The sequence below is a fragment of the Nocardia sp. XZ_19_231 genome, assembly GCF_015355705.1.
In the GTDB taxonomy this organism is placed as follows: Bacteria; Actinomycetota; Actinomycetes; order Mycobacteriales; family Mycobacteriaceae; genus Nocardia; species Nocardia salmonicida.
Genome location: NZ_JACUZI010000001.1, coordinates 695,037 through 715,320, shown reverse-complemented (window position 1 = coordinate 715,320; position 20,284 = coordinate 695,037). Strand labels below are relative to the sequence as shown.

Below are 20,284 nucleotides of genomic sequence, written 5' to 3'. Positions count from 1 at the left end.
ACCGAGCGAGGGAGGTCGCCGCTGTGAGTGCCGAGATCGTCGTGCCACCGGGTCACGATATCGCCGCCGACGTCTCGTTCGAGCTCGAGGAGCTCGATGAGCTGGTCGGCGAACTCCTCGCCGAGCATGCCGAACGCGCGGCCCGCGACGCGCGCATCGTCGCGTTGCGCCTCGGGATCGGTGGACAGCGCCCGGAAACTCTCACCCGGATCGGCGCACGCTACGACCTGGCCCGCGACCGGGTCCGTCAGCTCTACGCCAAAGCCATCGGGCGGATCGTGCGCGAAGCCGCCCGCTCGGGACACCGATCGGCGAAGGTGTTCGCCCACCGCTACCCGGTCGAGGCGGGTGATCTGCGCCTGGTGCGCATGCTGCTGGCCGAGACCTACGCGACCGATACCGACCTGGTGGCCATGGAATGGTCCTATCTCAAGCTCCGGCTGGCCGGACACGAACAGGGCGACGCCAAGCGGGTCGCCGGCTACGTGATGCAGCGAATCCTGGGCTGGCAGAAGAAGACTGCCAGCATCCTGGCCAAGCTGCATGTGCCTGAGGAAGGCGCCGACGATCTGCGGGCACTGCTGGCCGACGTCGAGTGGTCGACCGGGTCCGCCGCCCCGCTACCGACCGAGTCGGCGCGGGTGGCCGACGGTGACGACGCCGACCGGGGACGGTTCTACTTGGCGAAGGCGGGCCGCGACGTCGCCTACGACTCCGCGATGGCGGCCCGACTGCTCCGAACCCTCGACGCCGACCCGTCGGTAGCGGCGTTCCAGGAGGAACCGACCGCGCTGACGTACCACTTCGGCGGCGAGGATCAGGTCCACTATCCGGCGGTCGCCGCACAGCTCACCGACGGCCGCACCGTCCTGGTCGACGTGGTCCCGTTGGGCCGCATAGCCTTCCACCGCAATCGGATCCAGAGCGAACTCGGCCGCGCCTACGCGCACGAGCACGGCTGGGGCTGGCTCGCCTGGACCGGCAGCGCGCTCGGCACACCCCAGCTCCAGGCCCGCACGGTCGACTCCTCGATCGAGCAACGCCTGGTCACCGACCTCGAACAGGGGCCCTACGATCGCCAAGCGCTGGCTACGGCCAGCGCGGAAACCGGCCTCGACCTCCTCGACCTGGCCGGTCTCGTACTCCGCAACGACTGGCAGTGGGACCGGTTGCCGATGCGGCTCAGCGCGTCACCATCGCGCCGACCATCACGGTGAGGACCAACAGCATCGCGCAGCAGGTGAGCCACTGCCACTGATTCAGCATGCGATCCATCCGACCGATGCTCGCGCGCAGGCTCGCCGCGGCGCGCTGCTGGGCGACGAGTTCGCTGCGCAGTCCGCCCATCATGATGGCTACGGCGTCGGCGTTCACCCCGGCCCGATCGATCCGGTTGTGCAGACGGCCGATCAGCCGCTGCTTGTCGCGCACGGTCTGGCGCGAGACCGCCAGCTGCACCCGCTGATCACGCAACTCCGTGCGCTGGTGCTCGATCATCGCGGCCTGCGCCGCGGTGTGCCGTTCCCAGGTGCCCACGTCGGCCCACCCTCCTGTCGTGAGATCTGCGTGCCCCCAGTGGATTTCGCCGGACACCCAGCCTTCGAGAAAATCACGCAACTCCGTGCTCCCGCGAGCCGGAGCGGCGAAACCGGTCTCGCCCGCGGCGAGCATGCCCCGGTCGATGCGGTAGTCGGCGGCCGCGGGCGCGAAGTCGGCGATGCCGACCGCGGGGACCAGCGGCACCCAGTAGCCCTGCGGGCATACCCACAGCACATCGTCGATTCCGGCCGCCTGCAAGCGTTTCCGGTGGGCACGGGCCGCGGTGATGTCGAGTGGGCCGCTGTGCACCTCGACCACGCAGCGCCGGTCACCTCGGCGCCAGTAGATATCGACGGGGATATCGTCGATCCGCGCGTCGACCTCGGCCTCGTCGGCGCCCGCCGCCGTGAGCCTGCCACAGATCCAGTGTTCGAGACGCTGCGTATTCCATTGCATCGCGGCACATTCGGGGCAACCACAGCCATACCCGGTGCGCTCGGTGACGGCGCGGCGGCTGCCCTCGGAAATCCCCAGTTCGTCGAGCAGCGCCTGTCGTCCACACGCCACCTGGGTCTCGCTCAGCCGCTTCGTCCTCACACCATCACTCCCTCACCAAGGGACCCGTCGTAGGCTCACGCGCACGTCCTGGACATCAGGTTCCCGCAGCCACTGAAAAGGCGCCAGCCCCCTTGACCCGCGTTCGGGTGCGTCACCGCCCGGTGATAGATATCACAAACGCGACTCTGCTTGTATATCAAGCCATTTCATTGTGCCAACGTCGCATAAAGACGCCTAGATCTTGATCATTTCGATACAAAGACCCGCCTGTTGCCTGTCCGTTTCATCCTGATTGCGAATCAGTTCGGCGCGTCGCGTAGGCAGTGACGACATCACGTGCTGTCGCCCCGATGGATATGATCGCTGCGGCCGAGGCGGGCACGCTCGGGCGACCACGGGAAGTAGGGTGTGCATGAACCACGCTGAGCACGACGAATCCATCGGGTCGATGCTGGCGAGCATCGCCACGGCGCTGCGCGAGGTCAGCGACAAGCTCGATATCGTCGCCGCGCGGGTCCAGCTCGATGTACCCACCTTTCCGGTCGACGAGGATGTGCCCGACCACATCCGGATCAGGCGCCTGGAGTCCTGGGCATTCCGTGCGTCACAGGACATTTCACGCCTGAGCTCTCGCCTCGATGCCCTCGACAACGACGGTGAGCCCGATTCGGGCCGTCCGGTCCGGGGCACGCGCAGCCGCCGCGAGGTCCGCGAAGCCGCGGAGGCCGCCGAACGCGCCACCGATGGACTAGATGACCATCAGAGGCCTTCCGATCCCTTACCGCCCCACCGGAACCGCGATGACGACGGCTCGCGGCCCCCGCTCGAACGCCGCAGCTCCCCCGCCCGGCCGACCACCGACCACCTCGGCGATCCCACCGCCTTGGCCGCGACGCCGGTCCCGCGCACCGAGGCGGCGGCGCCCTTCGGTCAACCGACCTCGTTCGACAGCGATCCGGTCGTCACAGCCGGCGGCAACGGCGCCGGTGGCGAAGCGCCGACGCCGAGTCGGCGGCCCGCGCCCACACGGCTCAGCGGGGCAGCGTCGACCGGCAGCCCGTCCGGAGAGAGGGTCGCGGCCGCATCGGTCGGCAACACGACGTCGACCAACGGGACCAACGGCGCCGCCCACGGTGTGGCCGGTGACATCGCGTCGCCACGCAACGGCACCCCGGTGCCCGCGGTGATCGGAACGGTCTTGACGGCACCGGCTGTCGAGCGCACGCCCGGACCGAGCGGGTCGGCCTCGACGAGGGGCACCGCAACGGCGCTCTCCGAGGATCGCGCGCCCACGTCAGGCCCCGATGGCGCGGACAACGGCGCAGCGTCGGGGAGTGACACCGCGGCGATCGCGACCCTGCCGGGGAGCGCGGATGTGAGCACCGTCGTGCGCGAGGGTGACGTGACGATCGGCGGCGTCAACGGGTTCGGCATCGGTTCCGGTGCGATGAAGCATGTTTCGGGCTCACCGGTCGAAGCACAGGCCGCGCGGACCGAGGCAGACGCCGGAGATCCGTTGACGGGGGAAATCAGCTCCGATGCCGGTATCGAGCGGGCCCGCCCGGTCAAGAAGCCGACCGAGGGTGAAGCCACCGGAGGCGACCGACTAGGCGTTCCCTCACCGGACAGGCTGTCCAGCAACGGGAATGGTGTCACATCGGCGGAGGCCAGGTCCGGGGGCAACACCGCCAACGGCATCCACTGGTCCTTCACCGAGGAACCCGCGCCCATAGACCGAAACGAACACGCCCGCAACGGGTTCACCACCGGCTCCACACGCCGGGCCGAATCCCTGTTCGACGATTTCACCCCGCACGACCGCCTGACCACCGGTGAAACCCCCGGGCCGCAGACCGTTTCGGGCCCGCCCCCACGTCTCACTCCACCGACAGAACTCACCACCCAGTCGAACCACGTCTCGGTGGATCCGCCGCGCATCGGCAGCTCCTCGCACGTCAACGGCGCACCGGATATCAGTGACAGCCCGGCCTCCCCGAGTCGACCAGCGAACACCGGCGGGCTGCCCGGCCACAACGGCAGGCCGGACCACGCACCGCTCACGAGTCACGCGGCACTCACGAATCACGATCACCCGGACGTCGCCGATCCGCCGACTCTCGGCCTGCCGACCGGCCGTGGCCTGTCGTCGAGCCTGTCCGATCCCCTCGAACGCCCTGTCGCCGACCCGATTCCGCCGACCGCCACCGATTCAGCCGGGATCACAGTCACCGGTACCTACCGCGCCTTCGACATCGAAACCGCCCACGTCGACAAGCTGCAGGCCATGCTCGACGAGCTGAAACGCTCGGCCGGTCTCCCGCCGGGCCGCCGTGACGTTTTCGGACCGCCGACCCCGGACCTCGGCTGAGCCGTCTTCCGGCCACGCGAGGCAGACGAGAGTTCCGGCTTCGCCCCGCGCGAACTGCTGACGAGCGCGCCGCGTGCGTCAGGCGGACGTCGCCAGCGGGACGAGACCCGGATCGACGTCCGGCTTCGGGGCCTCGTGCGCAACGGCGCCGATGAGGTCGCGCAGGGCGCGATGGCCCGCGTCGGCGGTGTTGCGCGGATGCCAGGCCATGGCGACGACGGGGGCCGGTAGCGGCAGCGGGATCTCGAACATCGCCAGGCCGAGCGCGGTGCGTGCGGCTCGGGACAGTAGTTCCGGTGCGGGGCAGACCAATTCGGTCGAGGCGAGGGTGAGCAGCGCGGTGGGCAGGTCGGCGACGGTGGCGACCACTCGGCGGGTTCGCCCGTGCAGGGCGAGGCGGTCGTCGATCGGGCCGTGCGTGCGACCGGTGGGGGAAACCTCCAGATGGCGCGCCGAGGCGTAGGCGGCGACGGTGGGGCGGTCAGTGGCGAACGGGTGATCGGGAGCGGCGACGCCGATCCATCGATCGGTGAACAGACGCTTGACCACCGTTTCCGGATCGGTCTGCCCGATCATGCCGACTTCGACGTCGACCCGGCCGTCACGCAGCGCTACCGCGCCGTCGGCGGCGTCGGCCGCGAGCAGCCGCACCGTCACCCCTGGCAGCTGGGCGTGGACCGCTGCCAGCAGTGGACCGGACAGGTGGGCGCCCACCGAATCACCGACGCGGACCACGAAGTCGCGGTGTCTGCCGGGTCCGTGCCCATCGCGGGCGGTGAGCAACGACCGTCCCTGATCGACCAGGCTCGCCACATCGTGGCGCAGTTCCAGCGCTCGCGGCGTCGGCACCATCTGCCTGCCGGAGCGAACGAGTAGCGGATCGCCGAGCACCTCGCGCAGTCGGGTGAGGGTGCGACTCATCGCCGAGGTCGAGGTGTGCAGTCGCCGGGCCGCCTCGGTCACGCTGTTGGTGTCGAGCAGCGCGTCGAGAGCGAGCAGTAGGTTCAGATCCAGCGCGTCCACGCGAGGATTATCACCAACGCACCGATCGCCGTCGGCGTTGCCGACGGCGATCCGGCGTGTCGGCTATCGCTCGGCTACGGGCGCCGGTGTGGGCGCCACGGGAGCGGCCACCGCGCGAGTGCGCAGCACCCCGCGGTAGGACGACGGCCGCACGGGTCGCACCCACTGCGCCAGCCTCGACATCAACGGCAGCGGCGTGCCGAGATCGTCGAGCATCTCGTCGATATTGGCCAGCGAGAACGGGACCACCGAGGCACCGTGCGCGTGGTTTCCGTCGCTGCGCTCGCGCGACCACTCCAGGCGCGCGTCGATCTCGTTGTTCATCAGCTCGGCCATCGGCGGCACGAACCTGCCCGTGAGCAAGCCTGCGATCCAATGCGCGCCCACCTCGGCGCTGAGCGCGCTCACATGGGAGCTGTTGTAGCCGGCGAAGCTCAGGTTGGGGACCTCCACCGGCAGAATGTGGCGGTAGAGCCGGAAGTCGCTCATCTCGTCGGTGAGGGCGCGCCGCACGAACGGGGTGAGGAACGGCACCTCCTGCCGGTATCCGGTGGCGCAGACGACGATCTCGGCCAGTTTCAGGCTGCCGTCGGCCAGGCGCACCGCGGGACCGTGCCGCCCACCGATCAGTTCGGTGATCTCGGTGTCGCGGTGCACGCTGATCCGGCCCGCCTCGACCTGCTCGGTGAAGCCTTCGGTGGCCAAGCTCGCGCTGCTGGTGCCGATCTCGGAGATCGGGCCCGTCGGCACCAGGTCGAGCTCACGCAGCCGCAGCTTGCGCGTCACCCGCTCTTGCAGCAGGTCCATGTTCGCCTGGCGCAGTACGAGCCGGTCGAGTAGTCGTTCGGCGCGGTGCGGGAAGCGGGAGGGGAAGTGCGCCTCACCCGCGCGGGTCAGCAGCAGGCGCTCGTAGTCGACGCCGAAGCCGAGTTTGCGCGGCATCTTCCAGGTGAGTCTGCGCGCCACCACGGTGGTTTCGTCGGCGAGATGGCTGACGGCCTCGGCCACATCGCAGGCGGACCTGCCGTAGCCGAGCACGACCACCGAGCGGTCGCGCGCCTGCTCGACATCGTGGAACTCCGAGACATGGCACAGTCGCCCGCCCGCGGCACGGAAAGCCGCAGCGCCCGGCAGGTCGGGCAGCACCGGGTCGCTGTAGACACCATTGGCGACGATCAGGTGATCGCAGGTGGTGCGGTGCCCGCCCCTCTCGTCGCGGATCTCGAGCAACCAGCCGCTGTCGACCGGGTCGGCCGCCATCACCTCGGTGCCGAGGCGCAGGTGCGGGCCGAGGCCGAACTCCTGCACGTATCCGGCCAGGTAGGCCTGCATCTGCTGACCGTCGGGCCAGCGGGGGAAATCTTCGGGCATCGGGTGATCGCTGAACGCGTACGTGGCCTTGCTGTTCTGCGCGCGAAGTCCCGGATACCGGCGGGTGGCACTCCACACACCGCCGACGTCGGGGGCCCGGTCGAAGACTTCGACCGGGAAACCCGCCTGACTCAATACCTTCGCGCAGGCCAAACCCGCCACTCCCGCACCGACGATCCCGATGCGGCTACCGCTCGTCATGCGCAGGACAGTACTCGGCAAGGTAGGCCCGGTGCCACCGCACTGTATCGGCCCACAGTCCCATCGCAGCTGAAGCGAGCCGTGCTGTACTGGAAGGATGACCAACAGTTCCGTCGTCGTCGACCGGGCCGGGCTCTGGGACGCCGAGGCGCTCAGCGATGTCGCCGCCGCGACCTTTCCGCTGGCCTGCCCACCCGAGGCCACCGCGGCTGACATCGAGATCTTCCTCGAGCAGATGCTCTCCGGCGAACGTTTCGGCGAATACCTGTCCGACCCGGCCAGGACAGTGCTCAAGGCCGTGGAGGGTGACGAGATCGTCGGCTACGCCATGCTCGTCGAGGGCAGGCCGAGTGACCCCGAGGTCGCCGCACGGGTGAACGCCGGGGCGGTGGTCGAGCTGAGCAAGATGTACGTGCTGCCCGGACACCACGGCAGCGGCGTCGCCGGGGCGATGATGGAGGCCGCGGTCGACACCGCGCGGCTGGCGGGCGCGGACGCGGTGTGGCTCGGGGTCAACCAGGCCAACGAACGCGCGCAGAAGTTCTACGCCAAGCACGGCTTTCGGCAGGTGGGCACCAAGACCTTTATGGTCGGCAGCCAGCTGCATTCCGATTTCGTCTTCGAACGCGCGCTCTAGGCCTGCACTGCGGCACCAGCCGCTAGACGACACCAGCCTCGAAACGCGACAGCGCGAGCAGACGCGAGATCGCGCGCAGGTACTTCTTGCGGTAGCCGCCGTCGAGCATCTCCTTCGAGAAGATCTCGTCGAGTTTGACGCCCGAGACCGTCACCGGGATGCTCGCGTCGTAGAGACGGTCGGCCAGCACGACCACGCGCAGCGCGACGGCCTGATCGGTCACGGTGTGCACGTCGGAGATGAACACCGAGGCCACGCCCTGGATCAGCGCACCGAACTTGGACGGGTGCAGGGTGCTCAGATGCTTCAGCAGCACGTCGAATTCGTCGAGCGTGGACCCCGGGGTGGTCGCGGCACGCTCGACGAGCAACTCGTTCGAGGTGGGTTCCGGGGCGGGCGGCAGGTCGCGGTGGCGGTAGTCGGGCCCGTCGACGCGGACCGGATCGAAGATCGAGCCGAGCTTCTTGATCTCGCGCAGGAAGTCCGATGCCGCGAAACGGCCCTCGCCCAGCTGGCCGGGCAGCGTGTTGGACGTCGCCACAATGGAGACGCCACGGGCCGACAACTCGGTGAGCAGTCGCGAGACCAGCATCGTGTCGCCCGGATCGTCGAGTTCGAACTCGTCGATGCACAGCACGCTGTTGGCGGAGAGCCGTTCGACGGCGTTGTTGAAGCCCAGCGCGCCGACCAGGTTGGTGACCTCGCCGAAGGTGCCGAACGACTTCGGCGCCGGCGAGCTGTGGAAGATCGAGGCGAGCAGGTGGGTCTTGCCCACACCGAAGCCGCCGTCGAGATACAGGCCGGCGCCCGACACGGCCTTCTTCTTGCCGAAGAGGCTCTTCTTCGAGGCAGCCTTGTGGATTTTCGCCACCTGACCTGCGAATTCCTCCGCCTTGGCTACCGCGGCCGCTTGGCTCGGTTCCTCGGGGTCGGGGATGTAGGAGGCGAAGCTGACCTCGTCGAACATGGGCGGGGGCACCATTTGCGCGACGAGTTGGTCGGCCGGGACCTCCGGATGGCGATCGACAAGGCGTTCTTGCATGGACAAATGGTACGGACGTGGTTGCATCGATCCCTATGCAGCGTATCCACAATGTGACCCAGCTCGCAGACCTCGACCCCGACGCACTGGCCAGGTGCTATGCCTATCCGCGGCATCTGGACGGTCCCTGGGTGCGGGCGAACTTCGTGAGCAGCATCGACGGCGCGTTCACCGTCGACGGTGTTTCCGAAGGGCTGGGCACCGAAGCGGACAAGACAGTGTTCACGGTCCTGCGCGAGCTGGCCGATGTGGTCGTCATCGGCGCGGGCACACTGCGCGCGGAGAACTACGGCGGCGCGCATACGGACCCGCAACGGCGCATCGCGCACCACCGGCACGGAATCGGCGGTCACCCCGAGGGCACCCCGCCACCGATCGCGGTGGTCACCGCCTCCGCCAAGCTCGATCCCGGCTCGAAATTCTTCACCGACGCCGAGGTGCCACCGCTGATCATCACCACAAGGCATGCGGACCCGGCACAGGTCAGCGCCCTCGAGGACGCGGGCGCACAGGTGGTGATCGCCGGTGAGGTCGCGATCATGCCCGCCGCGCTGATCCGGGTGTTGGCCGAGCGCGGTCTGCACCGGGTGCTGTGTGAAGGCGGACCGCACCTGTTCGGGCAGCTGGCCGAGGCAGGCCTGGTCGACGAACTGTGCCTGACCACCGCCCCGATGCTGGTCGGGGGCGCGGGCGGGCGAATCTCGCTGTCGGCGAGCTCATTCGACCTGCCGATGGCCCGCAAGCAGCTGGTGCTCGCCGAGGACGGCACCGTCCTGGCCCGCTGGGCCCGTCGATGAAACCTGGCGCCGAACCTGGCAGTGTGTAGCGCATGCGTTGGACTCGGGCCGCGGCAACGGCCGCGACACTGTCGATCATGCTCGCGGGCTGTGGGGCCGGACCGTCTGATCGGCCTGTCGTCGCGGTCGAGCGCCCGGGGGCCGGTGGCGCCCAGACCGAAGCACCGGCGCCGCAGGACCTGGCCAAGGCGGAGGTGCCCAAGACCGATCTGGCCTGGCGTGACTGCACCGCGGCCACCCTGAGCTCGCTCGACTTCGGCGCCGCCCCCGCGGGTCTGGTCCTCGACTGCGCCGAGTTCTCGACGCCGATCGACACCGCGGGCACCGTGCTCGGCACCTTCCGCGCGGGCGCCCTGCGGGCCCGTCTGCCGCAGACCCCCGCCGACGCGGCCCCGCTGGTGCTCACCTCCGGTTCGGACCGTTCGTCGGCGTCGACGCTGGCCGGTCTGGCGATCGGGCCCAACAGCGCGTTGCTGGCCGCGCAGCCGATCGTCGCGGTGGACCGGCGTGGCATCGGTGCCTCCCAGCCCATCGACTGCATTCCGGCGCAGCTGCGCGCGGTGATGACCGACCTGGGCCAGACCGGGGTGGGCAACGCCGATCAGGTCGGCGCCGTCGCGGGCTTCAGCCAGGACGCCACCATCGCCTGCCGGGATTTCCTGCAGCCCTACGAGGGCACGTTCGACGCAACGCACGCCGCCGACGACATCGAACAGCTGCGCAAGCAGTGGCAGGTCGACAAGATCAATCTGCTCGGCGCGGGCAACGGCGCCAAGGTGGCCCTGAGCTACTCCCGCCGCTACGGCGACCACCTGGCCCGACTCGTGCTCGACGCCCCCGAACCGGTCGGCGCCGACGCCACCACGATGGCCGAGGCGCGCGTGACCGGCGCCGAGGCGGCGCTCACCGCGTTCGCGCAGCGCTGCAAGGCCGCCAACTGCGCACTCGGGGCCGATCCGCGGGCGGCGGTCGTGGCGTTGATGAACAAGGCGGCCAGCGGCGGGCTCGGCGAGATCTCGACCGCGGACCTGTCGACCGCGCTCACCGGTTTCCTGTCAAGTCCCCGTGGCGACCAGGCGAATCGGGTCACCGCACTGGCCGACGTCCTGGCCGCCGCCGACCGTGGTGATCGCGGACCGCTGTCGGCAATGATCGTGCGCGAGGCCGCCGCGATCACCTCCGACGGCGAGTTCGTCAACCGGTGCACCGACAGTCAGCAGCCCCCGACCGCGGACAAGGCTCGTGAACTCGCCGAGACGTGGGCGAGCAAATATCCGGTTTTCGGGCGCAATGCCGCCATCGGGTTGATGGTCTGCTCGGCCTGGCCGGTCTCCACCGCGGCGCCGCTGCCGACGAAACTCGACTTGCCGGTACTGGTGTTCGCCGGTGCCGCCGATCCGATCGTCGGCGGGGCGGCCGCCTCGGTGACCGGCGCGCTCGGCTCGGCGGGCGCCCGGCACGCCACGATGACCTGGCAGGGCTGGGGGCATCCGGTCGTCACCCACTCCGGGTGCGCGCAGAAGGCCGTCACCGACTACCTCGCGGAGGCGAAACTGCCTGCCGACGGCGGCGCCTGCCCCGCCTGATCCGGTCGGGGCAACCGCCCGGTTCCGGCGCGTCATCCGGGTCCGGCGACACCATCGCAACCCGATCCGGTGTACCGTGCCCCAGTGTTGTTCCGACAGCTCGAGCCCCGTACCGCTCGCACCTCCGCCGAGGTGATCAAGTTCGCGCTCTGGCCCTTCGCGGTCATGATGGTGCTGAACCGCGTCTTCATCAAGGCGATCAACGGCTTCGTCACCGACGACTATCGGCCGGTGTACAACGCCTCGTTCGAGTTCCTGAACGGCAGGCCGCTGTACACCGCCGACTTCTCGTCGGTCGATCCGCACTATCTCTACTATCCGAGCGGGACGCTGCTGATCGCGCCGGTGGCGATCATCGACTACGAGCTGTCGCGCTGGCTGTTCATCGGGCTCAACGCCGCCGCGATCCTGCTCGCCTGGTACCTGCTGCTTCGCCTGTTCAAGTTCGGAATCGGCTCCATCGCCGCGCCCGCGCTGCTGCTGGCGATGTTCGCCTCCGAGACGGTGACCAATACGTTGGTCTTCACCAACGTCAACGGCTGCCTGCTGCTGGCCGAGCTGGTGTTCATCACGCTGCTGCTGGCGCGTCGGGACCTCTGGGCCGGTGTGGCGCTCGGTTTGAGCATCGCGGTGAAGCCGACACTGGCGCCGTTGCTGCTGGTTGCGGCGGTTCGCGGCCAGTGGAAGGTGTTCATCACCGCGCTCGGTGTGCCGTTGGCGCTCACCGCGATCGCCTGGCCGCTGTCGGCGGACCCCGAGAAGTTCTTCACCCGAGTTCTGCCGTATCTGGCTGAGACGCGCGACTACTTCAACAGTTCGGTCGGTGGCAACGGGCTCTACTACGGCTTGCCGGACTGGCTGATCCTGCTGGTCAAGGTATTGATGGCCGGTGTGGTGGCGGTGTCGCTGTGGCTGCTGTGGCGCTACTACCGCCACGACGAGCTGTTCTTCGTCACCACGTTCTCCGGCGTGCTGCTCACCGCGTGGTTCCTGCTGCCCTCGCTGGGCCAGATGTACTACTCGATGATGGTTTTCCCGTTCCTGATGACCGTCGTGCTACGAAATTCCGTGCTGCGCAACTGGCCCGCGTGGCTGGCGATCTTCGGGTTCATGACCTACGACAAATGGCTCTCCGATCGCTGGCAGGGCGTCGGCCGCAACCTCGAATACCTGCGGGTGACCTTCGGCTGGGGACTGCTGCTCATCGTCGTGTTCTGTGTGCTCGGCGACCGGTATCTGGCCGCACGTCGCGAGGGCAGGCTGCAGTTCGGGATCGACCCGACCTGGATCGCGAGCGCGCCCGATTCGCGCGACGGCACCGACGAACCGGCGCCCGTCGCACCGGTCGCGCAGGACCCGCCGCACCGCGAGGATCCGGTGGCGCCGGTCGAGGACCGCGAGCCCGCACTCAAGTAGTTATCGGCCGGTGACGCACCGCTCACGGCGCGCACCGGCCGAAACCATTAGCGTGGAGCCATGAGTTCTGATACTTCGTTGCCCACGCCGCGCATCCAGCTGACGCCGCAGCAATGGCGGGCGAAACTGGACCCCGAGGAATACGCCGTCTTGCGCGAGGCCGCCACCGAGCGCCCGTTCATCGGCGAATACACCGACACCAAGACCGAGGGCGTCTACACCTGTCGCGCCTGCGACGCCGAATTGTTCCGCAGCACAGAGAAATTCGAGTCCCACTGCGGGTGGCCGTCGTTCTTCGATCCCGCCGATTCCGACGCGGTCATCCTGAAAACCGACGAGACCTTGGGTATGCGCCGGGTCGAGGTGGTCTGCGCGAACTGCCACAGCCACCTCGGACATGTCTTCGAGGGCGAGGGCTACCCCACCCCCACCGACCAGCGCTACTGCATCAACTCGATCTCGTTGCGCTTGCACCCTGCGGAGGGGCCGACCAGCTGAAGGCTGGAGATCCATCCACCGCGGCCAGGTGTGGCTTCAGTTGCGGGCGGTCGCGGTGCGCTTGGGATAAACGCCGTGGCCGACCTGCAAGTAGGACAGCCGATCGGCCAGTCGGGTGCTGAGCCGCCGGACAGCGTCGTAGACGCGGGCGTCCTTGCCGATCACGACACGGCCCTTACCCTTCGCGGTCGTATCGACGATGCGGCGCGCCACCTGCTCTGGCTGGGCGGAGAATCCTTTGGCGAGCCACTCGGGCGCACCCATTTGCTGGGCTACCTTGCGGACCAGGTCGGTCCAGACCGAACCTGGAAGCACCGTGGTCACCGTGACATTCGAGCGGCCACGCAAGTCCTGCGCCAGCCCGTAGCTGAACAGGGCGAGCGCAGCCTTCGACGCTCCGTACACCGCTGAGCCGGGCACCGGAACGATCGCCGACAGGCTCGAGGTGTTCATGATGACGCCGCGGGGGCGTTGCAGCAGATGCGGGAGGAAGGCCCGCGACATCCACACCGCGCCGAAGAAGTTCACCTGCATCAGCGTCTCGATCCGGGCGTCGCTGAGGTCGGCCACGGTCTGAAGTTCCTGAGCGATTCCCGCGATGTTGAACAGGCCGTCGACTCGCCCGTGGGAGGCGATCACACTGCCGGGGAACGCGGCCACGGCGGCACGGTCGCAAATATCGATCGGGTAGGCGGTGAAGCGCTCACGGTCCGTGACCAGTGCGGCGGTGGCCGCCAACGCCTGCTCATCACGATCAGCGCCGACCACGAACGCGCCGCGGGCGATCAGCTCCCTTGCGACGCATCGTCCGATGCCGTTCCCGGCTCCGGTGACGACGAAGACGCTGCCCTCGATCCGCATGCGCGATCTCCCCGTTGTTCGCTGTATGGCGGGCATGGTGTGCCTCCTCCGTCGGGTGTGTTCAGCCGAGTGTCAGCTGGATCGGCTCGCGCGACAGGGTGGGGCGGTACACGCAGCGCGTGCCCGAGTAGATGGTGGGCATGCATTCGTTGCAGTGCACGCACGCCGAGTGCGTGGATTCATCTGATTGGATGCGGCGCAACAGATTCGGTTCGCGCAGCAGGGCCCGGCCCATGGCGACGAATTCGAAGCCCTCGGTCCTGGCCAGGCGCATGGTGTCGAGATTTGTGATGCCGCCCAACAGGATCAGCGGCATCGACAGCGCTCGCCGGAAGTGGCGGGCCCGCTCGAGCAGGTAGGCCTCCTGGTACGGGTACTCCTTCAGGAAGGACTTCCCGACCAGGCGGAACCCCATGCGGGCCGGGTTGGGCAGGGTTTTCGCGAAGGAACGACGCGGGGGTGTGCCGTGGAACAACATCATCGGGTTCAGGAGCGAACTGCCTGCGGTCAATTCGAGGGCGTCGAGCGCGCCGTCGGCCTCGAGCCAGGCGGCCACCTGGAGCGATTGGGGAACGGTGAGGCCACCGGCCTGGCCGTCCTCCATATTGATCTTGGCCGTGACCGCGATCCGATCACCCACGGCATCCTTTACCGCACAGGCGATTTCACGCGCCATTCGAGCCCGATTGAGCAGAGATCCGCCGTAGGCGTCCTTGCGCCGGTTCAACAGCGGGCTCAGGAACGCGCTGGCCAGATAGTTGTGGCCGAGGTGAATCTCCACCGCGTCGAATCCGGCCTGCTCGGCCAGGCGTGCGGCCTCGGCGTGCGCGGCCACGGTTTCGGCGATCTCGGCGATGGTGGGAGTCTTGGTGAATCTCATGCCGAGGGGGTTGAACATCCGGCTCGGCGCGAGCGCAGGCACTCGATTGGAGGCAGCGTTGGCCACCGGTCCGGCATGACCGATCTGCGCGCTGGCCGCGGCGCCCTCCGCGTGCACGGCATCGGTCAGCTTCCGCAGTCCCGCAACCGCTTCCGGGCGCATCCAGATCTGATGCCGATCGGTGCGACCGCCGGGCGCGACCGCGCAGTACGCGACGGTGGTCATGCCGACACCGCCGGCGGCGACCTCCCGATGGAAGTCGATCAGTTCGTCGGTGACCAGGGCGTCCGGCGTGCGGCCTTCGAAGGTCGCGGCCTTGATCACCCTGTTGCGCAGGGTGATCGGACCCAGCTGGGCCGGTGCGAAGATGTCGTTCATAGCTGTTCTCCCGTCGGCGCGGTCAAACCGGCCACCACGAAATCTCGCAGCGTCTCCAGGTCCGGCTGCGCCATGCCGTGTTCCTCGATTTCGGGGCTGCCGAAACGCATGATGATCAGATCGAAGGCGAGCATCCACCGACGGCGGCTCTCCCGGTCACTCACCTCAGGAAGGAGCGTGACCCACGTGCCCATCCGAAACCACGGGCCCCGCCACGTCGTGAGATGGCGTCCGAGCACGAACCTGGACAACAGTCGAAGGTGCAAGCGGCCCATGGGATCTCCAGCGAGCTGGACGAAGGGGGCCAGGATCGTGTCGACGACGGCGGGGAGCGAGTCACGTCCGGCGCTCGCGCGGGCAAGGCCATCGGCCCACAGTGGTCCGAGCCGGTCCTCGATCAGCGCACCGACCAGGGCTTCCTTCGATCCGAAGTGGTAGTGCACCGCGGCGGCGTTCGCACCGGCGGCGACACAGATGCCGCGCACGGAGACCTCGTCGTACGGCTCGGTCAGCAGCAGTGTTTCGGCGGCGATCAGCAGTCGCTGCCGCGTCCCCGTCTTGACCTCATCGACCATACCCAGAAGTGAAACACGTTTCAATCGGTATTTCAATCACTGATTGAATCAATGCCCGGTTGCAGTCACACGAGACCGCGCACGTCCCACACCCATACGCCGTCCACCTGCTCGGCTGATATGCCGAGCAGGTCGTCCACAGTGCGACGCAGGGTGTCAGTGCTCTGTGTCGGCGGCAGCACCACCACATCGGCGCTCCAGTAACGCAGATCCGCGAGGGCCTGCTCGCGCAGAGCTCGGTCGATGACCGGAGCCGTATCGAACATCCGGACCAGCATCAGCAGAACCGCGGTGGGCCGGGGGTCGGCGCCATAACCGGCCCTGCGGTCCGCACCGCTCGGGCCGACGAAGTAGCCGCCCGCGAGCGGGAAGGCGAAGTCGGCGTCGACCTGCCACCGCAGCGCGATGGCGTCCGCCGAGGTGGGCGGTGGCACGATCACCACCGAGCCGCCCGAGACATACTGCCGCACAGTGCCGTCGGCGAAGAACGCGGGCGTCGCGGGGCGTTCCTCGACGGGCAGCATGGTCGGCGCGATGGGCAGCAACGCGAAGGTCAGGGCGCCGAACCAGGCCACGGGCCGCCGCATCGAGGCGGACGTGCGCCACGATTCGATCGCCCGCTGGGTGCCGACGGCCAGGATTATCGCGATGACCGGAATGGCCGCCATGGCGAACCGTGATTCGATGATCCCGTTCAGTGGCGGGATCCACCCGAAGGCCAGCCACGGCATCGGCACCATGGCGAAGTCACCGTCGCCGAAGCGCACGACGCCGTCGAAGGACAGCACAATGCCGAGCGACAGCGTCGTGAACACCACGATGACGATCCCGGCGGCCCGCACGATGCGCTCGCGCCGCAGGAAGAACACGGCCACGGCGACGAGCAGAAGGAGTGGCCAACCGAAATAGGCGTTGTCCTCGGTCGGATTGATGCTCACATCGGGGCCGAACGAGAACATGCTGCCCGCCGATTCCGGCGAGAATTGAAACAGCGACAGAATGTCGTTGCCGACCCGGCCGATCCCGATGAATCGGTACGACTGCGGTCCGGCGAACTGCCACCACAGCCCGAAACCGGTGAGCGTCAGCGTGATCAGCGCCGCGAGCAGTACCGACGGGGCCGTCGCGCGCAGCGCGAGCACGATGGCGCTCCGGGTGCGCAGGTAGGCCAGGGCGAAGACGGCGAAGCCGAGCGCGAAGATCAGCAGCGGCTCCTCACCCAGTGTGAGCTGCAGCGCGACCAGCAGTCCGAGCACAATGGCGGCGCGCGGTTGCCATACCGGTCGCGCCCCGACGGCGTTCTCCGCGTGCCGCGCCATTGTGATGACCTGCACAGCGATGATCGGAAGCAACACCAGGACAACGAAATTCGCGTGCCCGTTGGTGTGCGCGATCATCGCGGGCGCGAAGCCGCAGAACACACCGCCAACGGCCGCAGCGAATTTCGAGGTCACCAGCTCGCGCGAGAACGCCCAATACCAGGCGAACGCCGTGCCGGACAGGCCGAACGTGAGCGCCGACACGAAAGTGACGGTTGGCCCGAAAAGCAGGGTGACAGGCGTGAACGGTACCCCCCAGCCGTACATGAGGGTGTTGGCCATCATGTTCACGCCGTCGGGATAATTCTGCAGCTCTGTGCTGAGCGGACTCGCCAGGTGGGTGATGTTTCGTGCCGTGATGGCATTGAACCACTCGAAAAGCGTCTGGTCCTGGTCGCTCTTGCTCAGGTACCCACTACGGGGGTTCGACCACAGCCCGGCGAGTACGAAAACCGCGAGCGACAGGTAGCAACCGGCGACGATCAGATCGGTGCGCGCCGAGCGCAGCCACTGCGCCGGAGTGCGGCGCGACTCAACCGTTTCCGGTGCGTTTCGATCGATAGCCGCTATCGCGGATCGGCCCTCTTCGGTCCGGTCCGTTCCCCACCCTGATACCACGCGCGAATCTCTCTCACCCTCATAGCCACAATCGGCCCGCTCACGATACGTGAGCTCAAGACCGCGGCGACATCAGGCCAATGAGAAAGGCCCGCTTGATGATCGGGCCTTCGGTGTCCGCGCCGCTACGGCAGTGCGGTGATCAGCTGTTCGACCTCGACGCGCGGTCCGGTGAAGAACGGCACCTCTTCGCGCACGTGCAGCCGCGCCTCGGTGGCCCGTAGGTCACGCATCAGATCGACGATCCGGTGCAGCTCGGGGGCCTCGAACGCGAGAAGCCACTCGTAGTCGCCCAGCGCCATCGAAGTCACTGTGTTGGCCCGCACGTCCGGGTACCCACGCGCGGCCTTGCCGTGGTCGGCGAGCATCTTGCGCCGCTCCTCGTCGGGGAGCAGGTACCACTCGTAGGACCGCACGAACGGGTAGACGCAGATGTAGTTACCCGGGTCCTCCCCTGCCAGGAACGCCGGAATGTGGCTCTTGTTGAACTCCGCGGGCCGGTGCACTGCCACGTTGCTCCAGACCGGCGCACTCGCCCTGCCCAGCTCGGTGGTCCGCCGGAAGTCGGAGTACGCGGCCTGCAGATCCTCGACCCGCTCGGCATGGGTCCACAGCATGAAATCGGCATCGGCCCGCAACCCCGCCACGTCGTAGATCCCGCGCAGCACCACACCCTTGTCGGCGAGTCCGTCGAAGAACGCCCGCGCCTCCTTGATCGCCCCCGCTCGGTCCTCACCGAGCACGCCCGGCTGAATCTGGAACACCGAGAACATCAGGTATCGAATGGAGGAGTTGAGAGCCTGGTAGTCGAGTCGCGCCATGGATCTATGGTGCCACTGCGGCGTTTTCGCCCGCCGCTGGGGCTCAGTCCGCCACCGGCCTACTCGCCCGCCACGGCGAGGACTCATCACTGCCGAACACCGAGGTCACGGTCGTCACTTCACCGTCGTGAAGTTCGACAGGCCCGAGATCGGGATCGAGGATCAGGCTCCGCGCGTTGCGCTGCTCACCGGCAATGGTCACAGCGGGCGATCATGCAGCACCGCTATCACCGATGTCCGATGACACGCCGATGGTCAGCCGGAGAAGCTGTCGAGTCCGGTGAGCTCGCTCGACAGAGTCCACAGACGCGCGGCCGAAGCGGCATCGACGGCCCACGGCTTCACGCCGCCGACGAGCATGTCGTCACCGATGGCGAGTTCGGCGACATCGCAATCCTGGCAATACGCACCGCCGTATGCGGCCAGTGGTGCGGCGGTTGCCGCCCAAACTGCTGTCGCCGCACCTTGCGCAGGGGTCTTGAAGCCCTGGGCCTGGCGGCCGTCGCTGCCGATCCAACCCTGCGCGATCTGTTCCGCGCGGGCGATATTGCGTTGCAGCGGCGTGAGAATGCTGCCCGGGTGCACGGAGTAGGCGTGGATCCCTGTCGCCGCACCGACCACGTCGAGGTGGGTGACGAACAGCGCGTTGGCGGTTTTGGACTGACCATAGGCCCGCCAGATGTCGTAGTCGCGGCTGAAATGCAGGTCGTTCCAGCGGATATCGGACAGGAAGTGCCCGGACGACGCCACCGTCACCACGCGAGCCCCACTCCGAGCCAGCGCCGGCCGCAACCGGTTGACCAGTGCGAAGTGCCCGAGATGGTTGATCGCGAAATGCGCTTCCCAGCCCGGCCCGACATGCTGCTGCCCGTAGGCCATGACCCCTGCGTTCGCGATGATGATGTCGATGGTCCGGCCGGTATCGAGAAATCGTTCACTGAACGTCCGGATATTCTCGAGGTCGGCCAGGTCGAGTTCAGCCACTTCCACACCCTCGTTGTCGCACAGTGCTTTTCGAGCAGTTTCGACTCGGCGGGCAGGCACGACCACGTGCGCCCCGGCCCGCACCAACGCCACGGTGACCTCCTTTCCGAGACCGGAGTAGCCGCCGGTGACGAGAACCGTCTTCCCCGTCAGGTCTACGCCGTCGACAACCTCGGCGGCCGTGCTACCCGGGCCGAACCCGCTACCGATTTTGTGCTGCTGGGTGATCGCCATGCGCTGACGGTAAAATCTAGAGTGCGATCTAGGTCAAGCTGCGAGGACGGACGGGATGAACGGTCTCTCCATCGGTGACGTCGGGCGAGCCACCGGCCTTGGCGTCCATGCCTTGCGATATTTCGAACGTGAACAACTTCTGTTGCGCCCCATCCCCCGGTCCTCTGGTGGACAGCGCGTATACGCGCAGGCCGACGTCGAATGGCTCCTGCTCTGCAACCGCCTCCGCGAGTCCGGAATGCCCATCGCGACCTTGCGGACCTTCGCCGAACTCGTTCGCTCGGGGCCGGGCAACGAGCGGGAGAGGCTGGCCTTGCTCGAGGCTCACGAACAGTCGGTTCGCGCCAGGCTGGCCGACCTGACGGCCGATCTCGCGGTGATCCACCACAAGGTCGTCACCTATCGCAAGCATGTCGAAGAGGGAACCGCGGTCGGAGTCTGGTCCCCCGAGTCACCGACCTGACGACGAGTTTCATGCCTCGCGCCGAGTACCGCTAGATCGTCGATCCCGCGGCCGAGCGCCACGGTGGTCGATGACACGCCGGGGGCCTGGATCGGGAAGGGCGGACCGGAATAGA

General features: G+C 67.9%; 19 protein-coding genes. 8 read left to right on the top strand and 11 right to left on the bottom strand.

The window, feature by feature from the left end; all coding sequences use genetic code 11:
* Positions 1-23 precede the first annotated feature (23 nt).
* Complete coding sequence (locus tag IBJ82_RS03080; protein ID WP_370585120.1) at positions 24-1,217, top strand: hypothetical protein; 1,194 nt, start codon at positions 24-26, stop codon at positions 1,215-1,217.
* Here IBJ82_RS03080 and IBJ82_RS03075 read toward each other — a convergent pair.
* Positions 1,183-2,136: a hypothetical protein gene (locus IBJ82_RS03075; RefSeq protein ID WP_370585119.1), complete on the bottom strand. Its 954-nt coding sequence runs from the start codon at positions 2,134-2,136 to the stop codon at positions 1,183-1,185. The two genes, IBJ82_RS03080 and IBJ82_RS03075, sit on opposite strands and share 35 nt — an antisense overlap.
* Before the next feature lie 373 nt (positions 2,137-2,509).
* On the opposite strand from IBJ82_RS03075, the gene IBJ82_RS03070 reads away from it, so the two are divergent.
* Positions 2,510-4,465 carry a hypothetical protein gene (locus IBJ82_RS03070; protein WP_194824403.1) on the top strand — a complete coding sequence of 652 codons (1,956 nt, stop codon included), beginning with the start codon at positions 2,510-2,512 and terminating at the stop codon, positions 4,463-4,465.
* A 78-nt stretch (positions 4,466-4,543) separates the two neighbouring features.
* Here IBJ82_RS03070 and IBJ82_RS03065 read toward each other — a convergent pair whose 3' ends face one another.
* Both IBJ82_RS03065 and IBJ82_RS03060 read right to left on the bottom strand, forming a co-directional pair.
* Positions 4,544-5,488 (bottom strand): LysR family transcriptional regulator, encoded by a 945-nt coding sequence (locus IBJ82_RS03065; protein ID WP_194824402.1) that lies wholly within the window; start codon positions 5,486-5,488, stop codon positions 4,544-4,546.
* Positions 5,489-5,551: 63 nt separating this feature from the next.
* Positions 5,552-7,060 carry an NAD(P)/FAD-dependent oxidoreductase gene (locus IBJ82_RS03060; RefSeq protein ID WP_194824401.1) on the bottom strand — a complete coding sequence of 503 codons (1,509 nt, stop codon included), beginning with the start codon at positions 7,058-7,060 and terminating at the stop codon, positions 5,552-5,554.
* A gap of 97 nt (positions 7,061-7,157) precedes the next feature.
* Between IBJ82_RS03060 and IBJ82_RS03055 the strand changes: the two genes are divergently transcribed.
* Positions 7,158-7,697, top strand: coding sequence for a GNAT family N-acetyltransferase (locus IBJ82_RS03055; RefSeq protein WP_194824400.1), 540 nt, complete (start codon positions 7,158-7,160; stop codon positions 7,695-7,697).
* Between the two features lie 22 nt (positions 7,698-7,719).
* On the opposite strand, the gene zapE is transcribed toward IBJ82_RS03055, so the two are convergent.
* Complete coding sequence (gene zapE / locus IBJ82_RS03050) at positions 7,720-8,739, bottom strand: cell division protein ZapE (protein WP_194824399.1); 1,020 nt, start codon at positions 8,737-8,739, stop codon at positions 7,720-7,722.
* Between the two features lie 35 nt (positions 8,740-8,774).
* Between zapE and IBJ82_RS03045 the strand changes: the two genes are divergently transcribed.
* The 4 genes from IBJ82_RS03045 to msrB all read left to right on the top strand — a co-directional run bounded on the left by IBJ82_RS03045 (position 8,775) and on the right by msrB (position 13,036).
* The gene (locus IBJ82_RS03045) at positions 8,775-9,536 is read left to right on the top strand and encodes a pyrimidine reductase family protein (RefSeq protein ID WP_194824398.1); all 762 of its coding nucleotides are present in this window, start codon (positions 8,775-8,777) and stop codon (positions 9,534-9,536) included.
* A gap of 32 nt (positions 9,537-9,568) precedes the next feature.
* Positions 9,569-11,122 carry an alpha/beta hydrolase gene (locus IBJ82_RS03040; RefSeq protein ID WP_194824397.1) on the top strand — a complete coding sequence of 518 codons (1,554 nt, stop codon included), beginning with the start codon at positions 9,569-9,571 and terminating at the stop codon, positions 11,120-11,122.
* 84 nt (positions 11,123-11,206) lie between these two features.
* Positions 11,207-12,538, top strand: coding sequence for a glycosyltransferase family 87 protein (locus tag IBJ82_RS03035; RefSeq protein ID WP_370585118.1), 1,332 nt, complete (start codon positions 11,207-11,209; stop codon positions 12,536-12,538).
* Between the two features lie 60 nt (positions 12,539-12,598).
* Complete coding sequence (msrB, locus tag IBJ82_RS03030) at positions 12,599-13,036, top strand: peptide-methionine (R)-S-oxide reductase MsrB (RefSeq protein WP_194824395.1); 438 nt, start codon at positions 12,599-12,601, stop codon at positions 13,034-13,036.
* 36 nt (positions 13,037-13,072) lie between these two features.
* Here the strand turns inward: msrB and IBJ82_RS03025 are convergent, their stop codons facing one another.
* From IBJ82_RS03025 to IBJ82_RS02995, 7 genes are all read right to left on the bottom strand, one after another.
* Positions 13,073-13,897 (bottom strand): SDR family oxidoreductase, encoded by an 825-nt coding sequence (locus IBJ82_RS03025; protein ID WP_194824394.1) that lies wholly within the window; start codon positions 13,895-13,897, stop codon positions 13,073-13,075.
* A 61-nt stretch (positions 13,898-13,958) separates the two neighbouring features.
* On the bottom strand, positions 13,959-15,155 hold the full coding sequence (locus IBJ82_RS03020) for an NADH:flavin oxidoreductase (protein WP_194824393.1): 1,197 nt from the start codon (positions 15,153-15,155) through the stop codon (positions 13,959-13,961).
* Positions 15,152-15,730 carry a TetR/AcrR family transcriptional regulator gene (locus IBJ82_RS03015; RefSeq protein ID WP_056811177.1) on the bottom strand — a complete coding sequence of 193 codons (579 nt, stop codon included), beginning with the start codon at positions 15,728-15,730 and terminating at the stop codon, positions 15,152-15,154. Before IBJ82_RS03015 ends, IBJ82_RS03020 begins: the two co-directional genes overlap by 4 nt.
* A 65-nt stretch (positions 15,731-15,795) precedes the next feature.
* On the bottom strand, positions 15,796-17,667 hold the full coding sequence (locus IBJ82_RS03010; RefSeq protein ID WP_194824392.1) for a glycosyl transferase: 1,872 nt from the start codon (positions 17,665-17,667) through the stop codon (positions 15,796-15,798).
* Between the two features lie 125 nt (positions 17,668-17,792).
* Entirely contained in the window at positions 17,793-18,488 is a 696-nt protein-coding gene (hemQ, locus tag IBJ82_RS03005; RefSeq protein WP_194824391.1) for a hydrogen peroxide-dependent heme synthase, read from the bottom strand.
* A gap of 43 nt (positions 18,489-18,531) precedes the next feature.
* Positions 18,532-18,690: a hypothetical protein gene (locus tag IBJ82_RS03000; RefSeq protein ID WP_194824390.1), complete on the bottom strand. Its 159-nt coding sequence runs from the start codon at positions 18,688-18,690 to the stop codon at positions 18,532-18,534.
* A 53-nt stretch (positions 18,691-18,743) separates the two neighbouring features.
* Positions 18,744-19,706: an oxidoreductase gene (locus IBJ82_RS02995; protein WP_194824389.1), complete on the bottom strand. Its 963-nt coding sequence runs from the start codon at positions 19,704-19,706 to the stop codon at positions 18,744-18,746.
* 55 nt (positions 19,707-19,761) lie between these two features.
* Between IBJ82_RS02995 and IBJ82_RS02990 the strand changes: the two genes are divergently transcribed.
* The gene (locus IBJ82_RS02990; RefSeq protein WP_194824388.1) at positions 19,762-20,169 is read left to right on the top strand and encodes a MerR family transcriptional regulator; all 408 of its coding nucleotides are present in this window, start codon (positions 19,762-19,764) and stop codon (positions 20,167-20,169) included.
* Positions 20,170-20,284 lie beyond the last annotated feature (115 nt).

Coding starts and splice junctions, on each gene's coding strand:
- IBJ82_RS02995 (WP_194824389.1), bottom strand. CDS start 19,706: ATGGCGATCACCCAGCAGCACAAAATCGGTAGCGGGTTCGGCCCGGGT.
- IBJ82_RS03070 (WP_194824403.1), top strand. CDS start 2,510: ATGAACCACGCTGAGCACGACGAATCCATCGGGTCGATGCTGGCGAGC.
- msrB (WP_194824395.1), top strand. CDS start 12,599: ATGAGTTCTGATACTTCGTTGCCCACGCCGCGCATCCAGCTGACGCCG.
- IBJ82_RS03040 (WP_194824397.1), top strand. CDS start 9,569: ATGCGTTGGACTCGGGCCGCGGCAACGGCCGCGACACTGTCGATCATG.
- IBJ82_RS03020 (WP_194824393.1), bottom strand. CDS start 15,155: ATGAACGACATCTTCGCACCGGCCCAGCTGGGTCCGATCACCCTGCGC.
- IBJ82_RS03060 (WP_194824401.1), bottom strand. CDS start 7,060: ATGACGAGCGGTAGCCGCATCGGGATCGTCGGTGCGGGAGTGGCGGGT.
- IBJ82_RS03015 (WP_056811177.1), bottom strand. CDS start 15,730: ATGGTCGATGAGGTCAAGACGGGGACGCGGCAGCGACTGCTGATCGCC.
- hemQ (WP_194824391.1), bottom strand. CDS start 18,488: ATGGCGCGACTCGACTACCAGGCTCTCAACTCCTCCATTCGATACCTG.
- IBJ82_RS03045 (WP_194824398.1), top strand. CDS start 8,775: ATGCAGCGTATCCACAATGTGACCCAGCTCGCAGACCTCGACCCCGAC.
- zapE (WP_194824399.1), bottom strand. CDS start 8,739: ATGCAAGAACGCCTTGTCGATCGCCATCCGGAGGTCCCGGCCGACCAA.
- IBJ82_RS02990 (WP_194824388.1), top strand. CDS start 19,762: ATGAACGGTCTCTCCATCGGTGACGTCGGGCGAGCCACCGGCCTTGGC.
- IBJ82_RS03025 (WP_194824394.1), bottom strand. CDS start 13,897: ATGCGGATCGAGGGCAGCGTCTTCGTCGTCACCGGAGCCGGGAACGGC.
- IBJ82_RS03055 (WP_194824400.1), top strand. CDS start 7,158: ATGACCAACAGTTCCGTCGTCGTCGACCGGGCCGGGCTCTGGGACGCC.